General features: G+C 71.7%; 10 protein-coding genes. 6 read left to right on the top strand and 4 right to left on the bottom strand.

The genetic code is table 11. The annotated features are described in order from the left end of the window. Positions 1 to 13 precede the first annotated feature (13 nt). Positions 14 to 1336: a cytochrome P450 gene (locus VFZ92_RS29250; RefSeq protein WP_330879288.1), complete on the bottom strand. Its 1323-nt coding sequence runs from the start codon at positions 1334 to 1336 to the stop codon at positions 14 to 16. A 155-nt stretch (positions 1337 to 1491) separates the two neighbouring features. Here VFZ92_RS29250 and VFZ92_RS29245 point away from each other — a divergent pair, with 155 nt between their 5' ends. The 3 genes from VFZ92_RS29245 to VFZ92_RS29235 all read left to right on the top strand — a co-directional run bounded on the left by VFZ92_RS29245 (position 1492) and on the right by VFZ92_RS29235 (position 8204). Then, positions 1492 to 2310 (top strand): SAM-dependent methyltransferase, encoded by an 819-nt coding sequence (locus VFZ92_RS29245; protein ID WP_330879287.1) that lies wholly within the window; start codon positions 1492 to 1494, stop codon positions 2308 to 2310. A 123-nt stretch (positions 2311 to 2433) separates the two neighbouring features. Beyond that, the gene (locus VFZ92_RS29240; protein WP_330879286.1) at positions 2434 to 4560 is read left to right on the top strand and encodes a putative bifunctional diguanylate cyclase/phosphodiesterase; all 2127 of its coding nucleotides are present in this window, start codon (positions 2434 to 2436) and stop codon (positions 4558 to 4560) included. A 644-nt stretch (positions 4561 to 5204) separates the two neighbouring features. Further along, positions 5205 to 8204 carry a family 16 glycoside hydrolase gene (locus VFZ92_RS29235; RefSeq protein ID WP_330879285.1) on the top strand — a complete coding sequence of 1000 codons (3000 nt, stop codon included), beginning with the start codon at positions 5205 to 5207 and terminating at the stop codon, positions 8202 to 8204. A gap of 267 nt (positions 8205 to 8471) precedes the next feature. Here the strand turns inward: VFZ92_RS29235 and VFZ92_RS29230 are convergent, their stop codons facing one another. From VFZ92_RS29230 to VFZ92_RS29220, 3 genes are all read right to left on the bottom strand, one after another. Next, on the bottom strand, positions 8472 to 9758 hold the full coding sequence (locus VFZ92_RS29230; RefSeq protein ID WP_330879284.1) for an acyltransferase: 1287 nt from the start codon (positions 9756 to 9758) through the stop codon (positions 8472 to 8474). A gap of 202 nt (positions 9759 to 9960) precedes the next feature. Next, entirely contained in the window at positions 9961 to 11715 is a 1755-nt protein-coding gene (locus VFZ92_RS29225; RefSeq protein WP_330879283.1) for a transglycosylase domain-containing protein, read from the bottom strand. A 62-nt stretch (positions 11716 to 11777) separates the two neighbouring features. Then, positions 11778 to 12302 (bottom strand): hypothetical protein, encoded by a 525-nt coding sequence (locus VFZ92_RS29220; RefSeq protein WP_330879282.1) that lies wholly within the window; start codon positions 12300 to 12302, stop codon positions 11778 to 11780. A gap of 288 nt (positions 12303 to 12590) precedes the next feature. Between VFZ92_RS29220 and VFZ92_RS29215 the strand changes: the two genes are divergently transcribed. From VFZ92_RS29215 to VFZ92_RS29205, 3 genes are all read left to right on the top strand, one after another. Beyond that, positions 12591 to 13454: an alpha/beta hydrolase gene (locus VFZ92_RS29215; protein ID WP_330879281.1), complete on the top strand. Its 864-nt coding sequence runs from the start codon at positions 12591 to 12593 to the stop codon at positions 13452 to 13454. Between the two features lie 52 nt (positions 13455 to 13506). Then, the gene (locus tag VFZ92_RS29210) at positions 13507 to 13974 is read left to right on the top strand and encodes an SRPBCC family protein (RefSeq protein ID WP_330879280.1); all 468 of its coding nucleotides are present in this window, start codon (positions 13507 to 13509) and stop codon (positions 13972 to 13974) included. 297 nt (positions 13975 to 14271) lie between these two features. Next, positions 14272 to 17799 (top strand): RICIN domain-containing protein, encoded by a 3528-nt coding sequence (locus tag VFZ92_RS29205; RefSeq protein ID WP_330879279.1) that lies wholly within the window; start codon positions 14272 to 14274, stop codon positions 17797 to 17799. The last annotated feature ends 10 nt before the right edge of the window (positions 17800 to 17809 follow it).

Genomic DNA, 17809 nt, shown 5'->3' with positions numbered 1-17809 from the left:
AAACGACCTCCAACTACTCACGGGGAACCGCCGTCATCAGCATCCGGCTGGGGTAGGCGGCGGTGGTGAACTTGACGCGGACGGGTCGCCCCGGCACCGGGACCAGCCGCCACCGCGCCGCGACGGTCGCGGCGGTGAGGATGATCTCGGCGCGGGCGAACAGGTTCCCGACGCACTGGCGCGAACCCGCGCCGAACGGGACGAACGCCCCCTTGGGGATCGTCCCGGCGCGTTCGGGCGACCAGCGGTCGGGGTCGAAGCGGTGCGGCTCCTCGAACGAGGTCGGGTCGTGGTGCAGCGCGTGCGGGCTGAAGATCACCTCGGCGCCCTCGGGCAGCACCACGTCGCCCAGCTCCACCGGTCGCAGGGTGCGCCGCATCAGGAACCAGACCGGGTACATCCGCAGCACCTCGTCGACCACCTGGTCGAGGTAGACCAGTTTCCCGATGTCGGCGAGGGTCGGAGCCCGCCCGCCCAGCACCTCGTCCACCTCGGCGTGGACCCGGCGCTCGACCTCCGGGTGCCGCGCGATCTCGTGGAACGTCCAGGCCAGCGCCAGCGCGGTCGTCTCGATGCCACCGATGAGCAGCGTCATGACCTCGTCGTGGACCTGCTCGTCGGACATGGGCTCGCCGGTGTCCTCGTCCTGGGCCATCAGCAGCATCGACAGCAGGTCGCCCCGGTCGACGCCCTCCTCCCGCCACCCGCGCACGACGTCGAGCACGATCGAGCGCAGCCGGTCGACCGCCCCGTCGAACTCCCGGTTGCCGCGCAGGGGCAGCTTCTCGACGAACGAGGGCGACAGGGCGCGGACCATGCCCTGCTTGAGCACGGTGAAGATCGACCGGCGCACCTCCTCGATCGCGTCGTCGCCCATGCGGGTGGAGAACAGCGCCTCGCCCACGATGGTGACGGCGAGCGCCTGGGTGTCCTCCTCGACCACGCGCACCTGACCGGGCCGCCACGTGGCGGTCAGGTCGGCCGCGGCGCGCGCCATCGCCTGGGCGTACAGGGCGATGCGCTCGGTGTGGAAGGCGGGGCGCACCATCCGGCGCTGGCGGCGGTGGAACGAGCCGTTCGACGTGGCCAGACCGTTGCCGAAGACCGGTTGGAACTTGTCGAACAATGCTCCTTTTCTGAATGAAGAACCCTTCTTGACCAGCAGTTCGTCAACAAGCCGTGGATTCGTCACGAAATAGGTGCGCATCGTTCCCAGATCGATCCGGACGATGTCGCCGCAATTCCGCAAAGATGCGGTGAAGGCATGGCGCTGCCGCGCCATCCGCATGGTGTGGCCGAACAGGGGAAGGCGGCCAGGAGCCACCGGGACGGACATATCCGCTCCTCGCCCAATCCTAGGGGATGTGACACGATAAAAGCCATTCAGGTGAAAGCGGGAGCGTCCGATCAGGTGGTCTCCACCACCCTGATGGTGCAATCGGGTCCGTCTGTCGGCGGCTACGATGCTGCCACTCATACGAAGGAGGATCAGTGGTGGTCCAACGCGAGTGGATTCCGCAGAGCATCGACGTGTCGGCTCCGAGCATGGCTCGTACTTACGATTTCCTGCTCGGTGGCGCCCACAACTTCGCGGTGGACCGCGACCTCGCCGCGCACGTCGAGCGCGTCATGCCGGACGCGCGTTCGGCGGCGCGCGTCAACAGGGCTTTCCTCGGTCGGGCGGTCCGATTCATGACCGATCGGGGGATCAAGCAGTTCCTCGACATCGGTTCCGGTATCCCGACCGTGGCCAACGTGCACGAGGTCGCCCAGGCCGTCGACCCGGAGTGCCGCGTCGTGTACGTGGACAAGGACCCGATCGCGGTGGCGCACAGCGAACTCATGCTGGCGGACAACGACCGCGCGACGATGGTGCACGCCGACATGCGCGACCCCCGGTCGATCCTCGACCACCCGGAGACCCGCGCCCTGCTCGACTTCGACCAGCCGGTCGGTGTGCTGATGCTGATGATGCTGCACTGGGTGCCGGACTCCGACGACCCGTGGGAGCTGGTGGCGCGGTACCGCGACGCGCTGGCCCCCGGCAGCCACCTGGCCATCACGCACGTCACCGCCGACGGCCAGGACGAGCGCCTGTCCGAGGTGACCGGCCTCATCCAGCAGAGCCGCAGCGCTGACCAGCTCACCGAGCGCCCGCACGACCGGGTGAGCGCCCTGTTCGGCGACTTCGACCTGGTCGAGCCCGGTCTGGTCGGGTGCGCGGCGTGGCGGCCGACGGGCAGGGGCGACGTGTCCGACAGCTCGGCGATGAACACGGTGATCTACGCCGGGGTCGGCCGGAAGCCCTGACGTCCGCCGTCCGCCGTCCGCGGTCGAGGACCGCGGACGGCAGGGCCCCGCACCTCCCAGCGAGCCCGCGCCGACCCCGGCGGCCGGGTCGCGGCAGCACCAGGACGAAGCAGGTCTGATCCGATGTCCCAGCCCGGTTCCGCACCCGATCCCCGCCCGGTCCCGCCGGACGCCGCACGCGCGAGGGAACTGCTCTCCCGCAAGTGGGCCTACCTGCTGAGCGGCTCCGAGGCGATCCCGCTGACGGCGGTGGAACTGGAGCGGGAACTGCGCGGCAGGCTCGACGCCCTGTGCGCGGTCCTGGCCCGCGACCCGCTCGACGTCGCGGCGGTCGAGCGGCTCGGCGAGGACGTCGTCTCGTTGGGCTACATCGGCGAGGAGGGCCTGCGCCGCACCACCGAGGTGCTCGGCGCGGGGCTGCCCGCGCTACCGGAGTTCCAGCCCGCGGACGCGCACGCGGCCACGATCGCCCGCGCGATCGGCGCGCTGTCCACCGGGTTCCTGGTCGCCGTCCGGCGGTCGGTGCTGGAGCAGCAGGAACGGATGCAGCTGTCGCTGCTCAAGGCCGTGCGCGACGCCAAGTGGAACCTCAAGGAGAGCCAGGCGCGGTTCGACGAGGTGGTCACGTCCTCGGCGAGCGGCATCGTGATCGTCGGCCTCGACGGGCGGCTGATCCGGGTCAACAGCGCGATCTGCGACATCCTCGACCTCACCGCCGCCGAGCTGACCGGCACGTCCCTGTTCGACCTCGTCCACCCCGACACGGTCGGGAAGCTGCGCGGGGCGATGCGGACCGTGGCCGAGGGCGACCGGGAGCGCGTGCGGCAGTCGCAGCGCCTGCTGCGCCGCAACGGAGACGTGGCCCGGATCTCGCTGACGGCCTCGCTGCTGCGCGACGCCGACGGGGAGCCCGGCCACTTCGTCGTGGTCGTCGAGGACGGCACGGAACTGGTGCTGCTCCAGAGCGAGCTCAACCGGCAGGCGCTGAACGACGTGCTCACCGGCCTGCCGAACCGCCAGTACTTCAGCAGCCACCTGGAGGGCGCGGTGCGCCGCGCCGACCCGGCGCACGGCGTGACGCTGCTGCACCTCGACCTCGACGCGTTCGGCCTGGTGTGCGACAGCCTCGGGTGGCGCGCGGGCGAGCGCCTGCTGGTGCACGTGGCGCAGCGGCTGAAGTCGTTGCTGGCGCTGGAGAAGGCGATGGTCGCCCGGTTCGACGGCGACGAGTTCGGCATCCTCGTGGAGAACACGGCGAGCACGCCGGACGTCGCCACCATCGCCGCCGCCGTCAACCGGGAGCTGGCCGAACCCGTGTACGTCGACGGGCACGGCCTGGCTCTCTCGGCCTCCATCGGCGTCGCGCGCGGCACGTCGCGCGACCAGGACCACACCGAGCTGCTGCGGGCCGCCGACCAGGCGCTGCGCCGCGCCAAGGTGGCGCGGCGCGGGCAGTGGACGATGTTCGACCCGCACCAGGACGCGGAGGAGCGGGCGACGAGCGAACTGGCCGTCGGCATGCCGGGCGCGTGGGAGCAGGGCGAGTTCTCCGTCCACTACCGGCCCGTGGTGCGGTTGGCCGACCGCGGCGTCGAGGGCGCGGAAGCGGTGCTGCTCTGGGACCGGCCCGGCCACCCCGTCGGGCACGAGCGGTGCGTGGAACTGGCCGAGAGGACGGGGCTGGTCCTGCCGCTGGGCGAGTGGCTGCTCGCCACGGCCGCCGGTCAGGTCCGCTGGTGGGGCCAGGGCGGCGGTGTCGCGCCGCCGTTGACCATCGCCCTGACCGCGCACCAGGCGTCCGACGCAGACCTCGTGGCCCGCGTGGTGCGGGTGCTCGACAACACCGGCCTGCCCGCGGACCGGCTGTCGGTCGGCGTCCCGGTGGGCGTGGTGTCGGTGCCCGAGGCGGCGGACACGCTCGGCGTGCTGGCCGAGATGGGCGTGCGGACGGCGCTGGACGACTTCGCCCTGGGGCCGGACGACCTCGCCGCCGTGCTGGACTTCGGCGTCCGCTCGGTCCGCGTGGCCAGGCGCCTGGTGGACCTGAGGACCGGGGTGGGCGCCGGGTGCGCCCGCGCCGCGATCTCCGTGCTGCGCGAGGCGGGCGTCGTCGTGGTCGTCGACGGCGTCACGGCGGAGGAGCAGGCGACCTGGTGGCGCGACGCGGGCGCGCACCTGGCGACGGGGCCCCACTTCGGCCCCGACCAGCCCGCCGCCGCGTTCCACCGGGATTTCCGGATCGCCCCCTGAATCGACCGCACCCGGTCTGCTCCGGCTGATTCCGACTCGGCGTCGGGATGCGGCCGAACCGCACGCGCCGCCGTCGGCCTCGGCGAATCGGGGAATCCCGGCCACCGGGTGCACCGGCCCCGTTTCGCGCCTCGCGCGCCCCACCGCCCTCGGGTGCGAGCCATTTCCCGGCCCCGTTCGCGATCAGTCCACCGGGGAACGCCTGCCGGGTGAACGGGGCCACGGCCTGCGAATGGGGCGGTCACGTCGGCCTTTCACGGATCGGGTGGTCGTCGCGGCGCCGATTCCGCGGTGATCCTCCTGGCAGTCGCTTTCGGCCGCGGCGCACACCGCGTTCTTCCGCGACGCCGCCGCGGAAGATGTACCACGTCCTTTTTCCCACGCGATCACCGCGATTGTCGCCGGTGACGTCCCCCCGGTCGTTCTCGGAGCAGTGGTGGCTGGTCCTTTCGGCGCAGTGTTCTCGCAGATCGCCGCTTTGCCTGCCCTTTTAGTTCAGTAGGTTCCCGAAGTACTTGGACTTCGCTGCGACGTTGTTCCCAACTTTTTGTCAGAATCAGCGAACTTTCGTTGACGTCAGACGAAAGTGTTCGTAACTTCAGCCTGGCTGCGGCGATCTCCCTGCTATCCATCGAGGAGCGACGATGCTTCCGTATGTCGCCACACGCGGCCGTTCTTCCGGACGGCCGCTATCCCTGCTCATCGTTCTGCTCACGGCGTTGTTCGGTCTGGTGGTCGTCACACCCACCAGTGCCGCCGCCATTCCCCCTCAGGAGCCCGGTGTGACGCTGCGGGTCTTCGACCTCCAGGCGGGCATCAGCAGGCTGTGCACCCTGAAGACGGGCCAGACCCCGAACGTCGACAAGCTGATGCCGACGATCAACTGGACCTCCACGGCCGACTTCGGGCTCAACGACTACTTCGTGTCCGAGGTGACCGCCAACATCAACATCACCACCTCGGGCACCTACCAGTTCCGGCTGACCAGCGATGACGGGTCACGCCTGAGCATCGACAACAACCTCGTGATCGACAACGACGGTCTGCACGGCCCCACGGCCGTCACGGGGTCGGTCACCCTGTCGGCCGGCTACCACGCGCTGCGGATCGAGCAGTTCGAGAACGTCGGTGAACAGCAGATCACCCTGGACTGGCAGCCGCCGGGGACGTCGAGCTTCGTCCTGGTGCCGAACTCGGTGCTCAGCACGGACGCGGGCGTCGTCCGGGTCACCGCGCCGGGCCGCAAGGAGTGCATCGGCGGCACCGACTCGCCCGGTGACGGCCTGCCCCTGAACTCCGTCTACCCCGGCTTCACGCTGACCAACCTGCGACCCAGCGGTTTCCAGCCGCAGGTGACCGGGATGGACTGGCTGCCCGACGGCAGGCTGGCCATCGCGACCTGGGGCGGTTCGGACAAGACCGTCGGTGAGGTGTACCTGATCAGCGGCGCGACGGGGAACACGGACCCCTCGCGGGTGCGGACCCAGCGCATCGCCAGCGGCCTGAAGGAGCCGATGGGCATCAAGTTCGTCGACGGCAAGCTGTACGTGTCGGAGAAGAACCGGCTCGTGGAGCTGAACGACACCAACGGCGACGGCGTGACCGACAACTACCGCACGGTCGCGACCTGGCCGTTCGGCGGGAACTTCCACGAGTTCGCGTTCGGGCTGCTCTACAAGGACGGCTTCTTCTACCTGAACCTGTCGGTGTCGATCAACCTGGGCGGCGCGACGACCGACCCGCAGCCCGCGCCGAACCGGGGCACCACCCTCAAGATCGACAAGAACACGGGTGCGGTGTCCTACGTCGCCGGTGGCCTGCGCACGCCGCACGGCATCGGCTGGGGCCCCGAGGGCGACGCCTTCGTGACCGACAACCAGGGCGGCTGGCTGCCCGCGTCGAAGCTGGTGCGGGTCAAGCAGAACCGGTTCTTCAACCACTACATGAACCCGGCGGGCCCGTTCGACGCGCAGCCGGTCACCGCACCGGTGGTGTGGCTGCCGCACAACGAGATCGCCAACTCGCCGAGCAACCCGGTCCAGCTGACCCAGGGCCAGTTCGCGGGCCAGATGGTCTACGGCGACGTGACCTACGGCGGCCTTCAGCGGGTGTTCCTGGAGAAGGTGAACGGCGAGTACCAGGGCGCGGTCTTCCGCATGACGCAGGGCCTGGAGTCCGGTGTCAGCCGCATCAGCATCGGTCCCGACGGTGCGATCTACACCGGCGGCATCGACGGCGGCGGCAACTGGGGCCAGCCCGGCAAGCTCGCCTACGGCTTGCAGAAGCTGACCCCGAACGGCACGACCACGTTCGACATGCTCGCGATGCGGGCCGTGCAGGGCGGGTTCCAGATCGAGTACACCCAGCCGCTGTCGGCCGCGACCGTCGCGGACCTGGCGAACAGGTACCAGGTCAAGCAGTGGCGGTACCAGCCGACCGTCGCCTACGGCGGCCCGAAGATCGACGAGCAGTCCCTGTCGGTCGGTTCGGCGACGGTGTCCGCCGACCGCAAGACCGTCACGCTCCAGATCCCCGGCCTCCAGCCGGGCCGGGTCGTGCACATCCGCTCGCCGCGCCCGTTCTCCTCCGAGGCCGGGACGCCGCTGTGGAGCACGGAGGCCTGGTACACGCTGAACTCGACGGTCGGCGGCGTGGCCGCCCCCGTGACCTACGAGGCTGAGCGCGCCGCGCTCAGCGGCGGGGCCGAGATCACCACCAGCCGCCCCGACTACTCCGGCACCGGGTTCGTCTACGGCTACTGGAACAAGGGCGCGACGACGACGTTCTCGGTGAACGCGGCCACCGCGGGCGCGCACAACGTGGCGCTGCGCTACTCCAACGGGCCCAACCCGTCCGCGGGGACCAAGTCGGTGAGCGTGTACGTCAACGGCGCGAAGGTCAGGCAGGTGCGCCTGGCCAGCACGACGACCTGGGACGCGTGGTCGACCCAGCCGGAGACGCTGAACCTGAACGCGGGCACCAACACCATCGCGTACCGGTACGACGACGCCGACGCGGGCAACGTCAACCTGGACAACATCACCGTCTCGGCGGTGCAGCGCGTCCAGCTGTTCGGCGGGACCGACCTGAACGCGTGGGAGAAGCGCGCGGGCGGGGCGGCGACCTGGCCGGTGTCCGGGGGGTCGGTGGAGTCCCTCGGCGGTGACATCCGGACCAAGCAGAAGTTCGGCGACTTCCGCATGCACGTCGAGTGGAACGAGCCGAACTACCCGGCGTCGGTCACGGGCCAGGCCCGCGGCAACAGCGGCGTCTTCCTCCAGGAGCGCTACGAGCTGCAGATCCTGGAGTCGTTCGGCGACACCACCCTCGCCAACGACGAGGCAGGGGCGATCTACTCCAAGAGGGCTCCCGACCGCAACGCGGCCACCGCTCCGCAGACCTGGCAGGCCTTCGACATCACCTTCCGGGCCGCCCGGTTCGACAGCGCGGGGGTCAAGACCGACAACGCCCGCGTGACCGTCGTGTGGAACGGCACGGTGGTCCACAACGACGTCGAGATCAACGGCACCACGGGCGACAGCTCACCCGAGGACGCCTCGCCCGGTCCCATCCGGTTGCAGGACCACGGCGATCCGGGCGAGAACCCCCGGTTCCGCAACATCTGGATCGAGCCCATCTCCTAGGGGATCGCGGTGCCGCGGGGGCTCTCCGCCCCCGCGGCACCCGCCGTTCGTCCGATCGCGGGACGTCCGCGCGCTCTGCGTCAGGTGACGCTGTCGGGGCCGTTGGCCGGTGGCAGCGTCAGGTGCGTGACGACGACCGAAATCCTCAGCTGGGCCATCCCCGTCATCGGCGGGATCGGAACCTACCTCGCCAGGGACTACCGGGTCGGCTGGGCCATCGGGCTCGCCACGCAAGGCCTGTGGATCATCCTCGGGATGATCACCGGTCTACCGGGTCTCGCCGTGTCCGCGCTGTGGTTCGGCGCCATCCAGTTCCGCAACTGGCGCACGTTCACACCGAGGGCGCGCCACCGGCGCCGCGGCGGGAGCTGCGCGTGCGGGACCTGAGCCGGTCGCACCGCCGCGCCGCACCAGCTCCCGGCCCCACCCGCGGGCGGGTGCCTCGACCCAGCGGTGGGTCAGCACGCACAGCGGCAGCAGCACGGCGTAGAAGGCGGGCACCAGCAGCGGTCCGTGCGGGTGCCCGCGGCCGATCGTGCCGTCGCTCACGGCCAGGAGCACGGGGTGCAGCAGGTAGACCGAGTAGCTGATCGTGCCCAGGCCGACCAGCCAGCGCGGTGTCCGCAGGCGCCGTGCCGCCAGGCCGATGCCGAAGGTGAGCACGGCCAGCAGGAACGCCAGGATCCAGCCGCGCCGGGTGGAGTGGGCGCCGTCGCCGTGCCAGTAGGCGCTCCCGACGGCGCAGGCGACCACGACGACGGCCGTGCAGGCGGCGTACCGCCAGGTGCTCTGCCCGTTCTCGGCCCGGTGGACGGCCGTGCCGAGGAACATCACGGCCAGCACCACCAACCCCTCCCACACGGGCACCGTGCCGTTGGAGGCCACCAGGACGAGCGCCAGCACCCCGCCCAGCACACCGCCGAACACGCGCGGCACCGGTGATCCCGCGCACCCGCAGCCGATCGCCACCACCAGGGCGACCGAGGCCAGCGCGATCAGCGGGACGGTGCCGACCGCGCCGGAGAGCGCGGAGACCGGCAGCGCGAGCCCCACCGCCGCGCTCACGGCGGCGAGGCAGGCGAAGGTGACGGCGACCGCCCCCGACCGCCGGTGCTGCCGCACCGCGAAGAGGGCGACGACCACCAGGTAGAACGCCATCTCGTAGGACAGCGTCCACAGGACGATCAGGAGGCTGGGCGTCCCCAGGAGTTCCTGGAGCAGGGTGAGGTGGGCGACGAACCCCGCGGCGCCGCCCTGCCCGCGGGCCTGCGCCAGACCCGCCAGGTCGGCGGCCAGCGCGGCCGCGACGACGACCGCCCACAGCGGGTAGATGCGGAACACCCGGCCGATCCAGAACGCCCGCACGTCTCCCCGCCGTTCGAGCGAGGCGGGGATGATGTAGCCGCTGACCAAGAAGAACACCAGGACGCCGTACCTGCCGGTGTTGAACTCCGGCACCAGTTCGCGGCGCAACTCCGCGAGGTAGGAGTACGACGAGTGCTCGAACACCACGACGAGCGCCGCGATGCCGCGCAGCGCGTCCAACCAGTCCACTCTGGACGGACCTGGCCGCGGCGCGGGAGACGTCGGTGACGGCCGCTGCGACGGGGCGAGGGGTGCGGGCTCCATACCCCTTCCACGGAGCACCGCTCCGCGAGGTTGTCCGGACACCGGGTTCTCGTCGCCGTCGTGGTGGAAAGAGCGTTGTCGCGCAACGGTTGCGGGCACACGTGTCCCCCAGACGGGCTCGTGGCGCTCACCCGGCCGCCATCAACAGCTTCACCACGAGGCCCGTGCGGATCCTGGCGGGGCCCACCGCGGCGGGGCGGTCGGACGCTCCCAGCGGTGACATGCCGTCGAGCCTGCGGTTCTGCTTGCCGTCGGCTTCCGTGGCGAACATCGCCACGGCGGTCGCGGTGGTGCCGTCGTTGCCCACGGTCCACGCCCACCGCCCTCCGTCGTCCACCGCGCTGTCCAGGAAACCGCGCGCCACGGTGACCTCGTGGGGTGCGGGGTCGTCCTCGGGCACGGGTGCCCGCCACACGACCCGCCCGTCCTTGCGGACCTCGGCCACGTGGTGCGGTTCGCGGTAGGCGGTGCCGAGCGAGGCGAACGCGGCCGCCGCGCGCATCGGGGTCGTCGCCAGGTCACCGGGGCCCGGCGGCCTCCCGTCGTCACGGGCGTCGAAGATCCGCTTGTCCTCCAGGGATTCCGCGAGGGACGACGTGTCGTCCCGTCGGAGTGCGGCCAGCTGGAACTTCAGCAGCGTGTCGCCCAGCGACCCGATCGGACCGTTCGCCTGGAAGGCGTCGTTGAAGCTCTGCTCCAGGTAACCGGGTCCGCCGCGGAAACCGACGATCGCGCCGGTGGCGACGTCGACCGACGCGACGGCCAGGTGCACGTCCCGGTCCTCGGGCCTGGCCGGGTCGAGGTTCGCCAGCCCCTCCGCCACGGCCCGGTCCACCGCGGCCATCCGGTCCGGCCGGTAGGTCGTCACGACGGTGTAGCCGCCCCTGGCGAGCATCGCGGCGTCCGGCACCTCCGGGTTCCGCTCGTGCAGGCCGTTGAGGTACTGGGTGGCCGCGTCGACCGCGTACCCGTTGACCCCCGACAGCTCGTTCGGTTCGTAGCGGACCGGTTCGGGGAAGGCCGTCCCGGCGCGCTGCCGGGCGTCGAGCCAGCCCTCCTGGACCATGCCGTCCAGCACGTAGTCCCACCGCTCCCGCAACGCCGTCGCGGCCTCGGGGTCGCTCGGCGCGGTCGCGTAGTAGTACGGGGCCGCGATGACCGCGGCCAGGTAGGCGGCCCGTGCCGGGTCGTCGGCCAGCGAGGCGACGGGCACGCCGAAGTAGGCGCGCGCCGCCGCCTCGATGCCGTAGGTGCCGCGGGCGAAGAACGCGGTGTTGAGGTAGTCCCGCAGGATGGTGTCCTTCGGGGTCCGGTCGGCGATCTTGATCGACACGAGGATCTCCTCCGCCTTGCGGCTGAAGGTCTGCTCCTGCGTGAGGTAGTAGTTCTTCACGTACTGCTGGGTGATCGTCGAGCCGCCCTGGAGGTTCCCGCCGTCGCCGGTGAGGTTGTTCTTCACCGCCCGCAGCAGACCCGTGACGGACACGCCGGGGTCCCGGTAGAACGAGCGGTCCTCGGCCGCGAGGACGGCCTCGCGCACCACCCGCGGGATCTGGTCGAACTCGACGGGCTGGCGGTTGACGCCGACGTGCGTGACGCGCGAGCCGTCGGACCAGGTGAAGATCGTCGCCTCGCGGGTGGCGAAGTCGTTGGGCGCCGGGATCTCCACGACCGACAGCGCGATGGCGAACGCGGCCCCGGCGAGCACCACGACCAGCAGCACGACACCCGCCACCAGCTTCGGCGACGGCAGGAACCGGCGGACCGCCCGCAGGACGGCTCTGCGCCGCGGTCCGCTGGTCCGGGTGGTCGTCGGGACGTCGTCCGCCCCCGGACCGCCGCCGTCACTTCCTGCCGCCGGGCTCGTGCTGTCGTCGCTCATCACCGGATGACACTCGTCGGGGCACTCCGGGGGTTGCACGGTGGCGAAGACCTGCCACCGCGCTAGCGGCGGACGCGGCCCCACGGCTTGAAGACGGAGAGCACCGTCGCGAACGTCAGCAGCGCCAGGGCGGTGGTGGCGAGGAACGAGACGAACCAGATGTCCCGCAGCGGTTGCTCGCCGGTGGAGAGTTCGCCGATCGGTCCCAGGAACGCCGTCATGAGCGCGCAGGCGACGACGTTGAGCACCAGCTTCACCGCGACCCACCGGTAGCGGACCAGGCCCCACTTGGTCGCGAGCCCCAGCAGCACGCCGGTGACCAGGCACACGAGGCCCGCGACGAGCCCGCAGAGCAGCAGCGGGACGACGAAGTGGTCCGCGAGCGCCTGGTGCGGGGAGGTGCGGTCGTCGCCCGACCGCGCCCAGCCGATCGCCACGAGCACGGCGGACACGACGTCGACGCCGATCCAGGTGCCCGCCGACACGACGTGCGTGACGAGCACGGTCTTGCGCAGCCGGGTGGGCACGGGCAGGCGGACCCGGTTCACCGGTGCGGGCTCGGCGGTGGGCGGGGCGAGAGGGGGCATGGTCGTCCTTGTCCGGTGCGGGGAACGGGGGCGGCTTCCGGTTTTCCCGGTGGGTTCGCCGTGTTCCCCGAGAATGGTCGGAGTGGAGCGCGAAGGCGTCCTCCAGGCGCAGGTCCCGCGCGTACCGCGGTCGCGGTACGGCGATGGAGTCGCAGGTGGAGGGCGTGCCCGGAGTTGCGTTCGGGTAATTCGACACGTGATTCCGGTGCACTTGCGTTTGGTCGTCCACCGCGGCGGGAATCGACCCCTTGCACTAGCGGGATCGTGTGCGGGAGGAGATGCCGGGTGATGTTCGAGGGATTCGAATCACGGCGGATCGACGTGGGCGAGGCGTCCATCTTCACCCGGTTCGGGGGAGGAGGGCCCGCCGTGCTGCTGCTGCACGGCCACCCCAGGACGTCCGCCACCTGGCACCGCGTCGCCCCCGCGCTGGTGGAGCGCGGCTTCACGGTCGTGTGCCCCGACCTCCGCGGCTACGGCCGATCTCGGGGCCCGGCCCCCACCCCCGACCACGAGGGCTACTCGAAGCGCGCGGTCGCCGGTGACCTGGTGGCGGTGATGAGGTCGCTCGGCCACGAGCGGTTCCTGCTGGCGGGCCACGACCGGGGCGGAGCCGTGGCGCTGCGCCTCGTCCTGGACCACCCCGAGGCGGTGTCGCGGTTCGCGGCCCTCGACTGCCTGCCCATCAGCGAGCACCTGTCCCGCACCACCGCGACGTTCGCGACCCGGTGGTGGCACTGGTTCTTCTTCGCCCAGCCCGACATCCCCGAGCGGGTCATCAACGCCGACCCGGACAGCTGGTACCGCGGCGACCCGGAGAGCATGGGCCGGGAGAACCACGACGAGTGGCGCGAGGCCGTGCGCAACCCCGACGTGGTGCGGGCGATGCTGGAGGACTACCGGGCCGGGCTGACCGTCGACCGGGACCACGAGGAGGCCGACCGGAAGGCCGGGAGGCGGATCACCTGCCCCACGCTGGTCCTGTGGTCGCTGCGCGACGACCTGGAGGAGCTCTACGGCGACCCGCTGGAGATCTGGCGGGACTGGGCGCCCGACGTGCGCGGGCACGGGATCGACTCGGGGCACCACGTCGCCGAGCAGGCCCCGGAGCCGCTCACCGCCTCGCTCGCCGACTTCTTCGGGGCCGGGTGACCCGCCAGCCGCGGGACGACCGGGCTCGGGCCGTCCGGCTAACCTGGGGGCCATGCCGAGGACAGACGCGGGACACGGGGTGGTCGCCGCTGCACCGGAACGGGTGTACGCCGCCCTCGTCGACCCCGAGGCGCTCGCGGCCTGGCTGCCGCCGGAGGGCATGAGCGGCCGGTTCGAGCGGTTCGACGCCCGTCCAGGGGGGTCGTACCGGCTGGTCCTGACCTACGCGGACGCGTCGGCGTCGCCGGGGAAGGCCACCGCGGACTCCGACGTCGTCGAGGCGCGGTTCGTCGACCTCGTCCCCGGCGTCCGGGTGGTGCAGGCGGTCGACTTCGTCTCCGACGACCCCGCCTTCTCCGGCACGATGACCATGACCTGGGAGGTCACCGCCGTCGAGGGCGGGACGCGGGTCGACGTCCGCGCCGACGACGTGCCTGACGGCATCTCCGCCGAGGACCACGCCGCCGGGCTGGCCTCCTCGCTGGCGAACCTGGCCGCGTACCTGCGAACGGACGCCTGAGCCCCGCCCTCCCGTCGGTAACCCGAAGCCATCTCCGGCGTTGACCGGGCGCGGTGCCGGGTTCTGTGCTGCCCGGCCGGACCCGGTCCGGCCCGCCCGTCAGCGGTCGCACCACCTTTCGGTCCACACAGGACTGATCGGTGCCACCGCGGTCCGGTCGGGCCCGCCCCGGAGGCATGTCGGTTCCCCCGAGAACCTGCCAGTATTCCGCTGCGGGGGGACACACGGCCTGGGGGCCGCAGCGGTTCCGGTTGTGCTGTCGAGGTCCTCGCCGTCATGTCTGGAGGGGACCGAAGCATGAGATCGAGACGAGTGGCAGGCCCGTTCGCCTGCGTCGTGGCCCTGGTGTGCGCGCTGGTCGGCACGACGGCGCACGCGGAGCCCGCGCCGTCCGCGCCACCGGCGCCGGACGGCCCGGTGGAACTGGTGGAGCTGGGAACCGAGACCACGCGCGTGTTCCAGAACCCGTCGGGGACGCGGACGGTGGAGGAGTTCGTCCGACCGTTCCGCGCGAAGACCGAGGACGGGTGGGAGCCGGTCGACACGACGCTGGTCCGCGACGAGGACGGCACCGTGCGGCCGAGGGCGACGCCCGTGCCGGTGCGGCTCTCGGGCGGCGGTGACGGTGTCATGGCGAGCGTGCGGCGCGACGGCGAGGAGTTGGCGCTGTCCTGGCCGGACGCGCTGCCCGAGCCCGAACTGGACGGTGACACCGCGACCTACCGCGAGGTGCTGCCGGGGGTGGACCTGCTGCTGCGGGCCGACCTGGACGGGTTCTCCCAGGTGCTGGTGGTGCACGACGCGACGGCGGCGGCCAACCCGGCGCTGCGCGAGATCCGCTACGGCACGTCGGTGCGGGGCGTGCGGATCGTGCCCGGCGCGAACGGGTCCACGACGGCCGTGGACGACACGGGGACCGCGGTGTTCGTGTCCGGCACCCCGGTCATGTGGGAGACGCCCGCCGTCGCGAGCGCCCGCGCGGCGAGCGCGGCACCGGAGGTGGAGCAGCTGCCGATCGGGCTGGAGGTCCGCGACGGTGAGCTGGCCGTGCTGCCGGACGCGGCGGTGCTCACGTCGCCGACCACGTCCTTCCCGCTCTACATCGACCCGTCCTACAGCGCGACGCAGTACCGCTGGACGTCGGTGAACTCCTACGAGCCCACCACGTCGTACTGGACGAGCCAGCGCGACAGCGCGCGCGTGGGCTACCAGAGCTACAGCTCTCCCACGTCCCGCTACCGGTCGCTGTTCCAGGTCAACACGGCGCCGTTCGCGGGCGGGCGCGTGCTGAACACGTGGTTCGCCGTCACGCTCGACCACTCCGGGGGGTGCGCCGCGACCCCGGTGGACTTCTGGCACACCAGGGCGATCGACCCGGCCAGCGCGGTCACCTGGAACAACACCACCTCGCACTGGTTGACCAAGCTGGACACCCGGTCGGGCAACGCCAACGAGGCGGGCGGCTGCGGCACCACCCAGCCGGACCTGCCGATGGAGTTCTCCTCGACGGCGCTGAAGACGTTGGTGCAGACCACGGCCACCAACGGGACGGGCACGCTGACGTTCGGCTTCCGCGCGCCCGCCGAGAGCGACAACGACCAGTGGAAGAAGTTCCTCCCCGCGACCGCGCGCCTGGTCGTCGAGTTCAACATCGCGCCGCGCCCGCCGCTGAACTTCACGACGGTGCCGCCGACGCCGTGCGGCACCGCGACCGCGCCGACGGCGCTGAGCACCGCCACTCCCACGTTCTCCGCCATCGCGTCCGATCCGGACAACGACAACGTGCGCGGCCAGCTGGAGGTCCTGGACGGCGACACGGTGCTCAGGACCGTGGACGGGCCGACGATCGCCTCCGGCGGGGCGTTCACCTGGACACCGCTGCCGACCGGGGTGCTGCCCGAGGACCAGCCCGCGAAGGTGTTCAACTACCGCTCCCGGATCTGGGACGCGGGGCTGCCGAGCACCGATTCCCCGCGCTGCTACTTCACGGTGGACCGCTCCCGGCCGGGGCTGCCCACCATCACCTCCGCCGACTTCCCCGACGGCGGACCGGTGCGCGCGGTGGGGGAGCTGGGCACGGTGACGTTCACCCGCGCGGCCGGTGACGTGGACGTCGCCGGGTTCCGGTACGGGTTCCAGCAGGACAAGACGACCATGTGGGTCGCGGCCGACGCGGCGGGCTCGGCCACCGTGCCGGTCACGCTGTGGGACGACTCGTCCGGCGGCACCAAGCCCCTCTACGTCCGCGCGGTCGACCGGGCGGGCAACATCAGCCCGTCCGGTCCGGTGTGGACGCTCACGGCGACGCTGAGGGCGGTGCCGGGCGCGGCGGTGCGCGCGGACACCAACGGCGACCGGCGGGCGGACTTCGCCACGCTGTTCGACCAGGGCGACGGCCGGACCGCGGCGTGGAACTTCCTGTCCACCGGCGGCGGGTTCTCCTCCGGGTACGTCGGCTGGGACACCGACGTGAGCGGCGGTTTCCCGATGTACCGGATCAAGAGCGCGAACGGCGACTTCGACGGCGACGGCCGCTCCGACATCGCCGTGCTGCGCGAGGACCCCGACCGCAGGGTGCGGCTGTTCCTGCTGCGCTCGGACGGCAACCGGTTCGACGCCGAGGGCGAACCGGCGTGGACCGGCGACTACCGGCTGTCCCACCTGCGGCTCGCGGCCGGTGACTTCGACGGCGACGGCGACGACGACCTCGCCGTGTTCCAGGGGCTCACGGGCGCGCAGACCAGGCTGTGGGTGCACCACGCGAGCGGCGGCGGCGGGTTCGCTGCGCCGGTCCAGCAGTGGGACAGCGGGGCGAACGGGCTGGACGTGAACCAGGTGTCGCCCGTCGCGGGCGACTTCGACGGTGACGGTGACGACGACCTCGCGGCGTTCCGCGGCGCCGCGGGCGCGACGACGACCAGGCTGTGGGTGCACGTCTCCCACCGCACGTCCTTCGCCGCACCGGTGCAGCAGTGGGACAGCGGCACCACGGCGTTCGACCGGGCGCGCGCCACGTTCGCGGTGACCGACGTCAACGGCGACGCGGCCGGTCGGGACGAGATCGTCGCCGAGTACGACCGGGGCAACGCCTCCGCGCAGGTGGTGGTGTTCACCGCGGGCACCGGCACGTGGGCCACGTCGGTCGGCTGGGACAGCGGCGCGGCGGGCACGTTCGACGCCGCGAAGACCGTGCTGGCCGCGGGCGACTTCAACGGTGACGGGAAGGGCGACGTCGCGACGCTGTACGACACCGGCGGCGGCAACCGGCAGCTGCACACGTTCCTGTCCACCGGCACGGCGTTCGCGGCCAAGCGCACCGACTGGACCGGCAGGGTCGCCGACGTCGCCGACTCCGTGTACGTCGAGCCCGGCAGGCGCTACCGGCTGCACCCCAGCCACACCGACAAGTGCGCGGGCGTGCCCGCGGGCAACGTGGCCGACGGCGGGGCGGTGCAGCAGCAGGCGTGCGCGGCCGGGGTGGCGAGCCAGCAGTTCGAGCTGCTCCGCATCGGCGCCACGCCGTACTACCGGATCAAGGTCGCCTCGTCCGGCAAGTGCCTGGACATCGGCGGCTACAAGCGGGAGGACAACGTCGCCGTGGCGCAGTGGACGTGCGACTCCTCCGGTGTGCCGCAGGCGAACCAGCAGTTCCGGCTGGACTACGTCAGCGGCTCCGGGATGGACGTGGTGGTGCAGCCCCGGATCGTGCACAGCGACAAGTGCCTGACCGTGGCGGGCGCGGGCACGGGCGACAACGTGGCCGTGGTGCAGCTGACCTGTTCGGGCACCGCGAACCAGCGGTACGTGCTGCGCGTCGAGCCGTAGCGGAAGGGGG

Origin of the sequence: Umezawaea sp. (assembly GCF_036375055.1) — a bacterium.
GTDB lineage: Bacteria > Actinomycetota > Actinomycetes > Mycobacteriales > Pseudonocardiaceae > Umezawaea.
The sequence above is the reverse complement of the archived record's forward strand: the minus strand, read 5'-3'. Positions and strand labels throughout refer to the sequence as shown.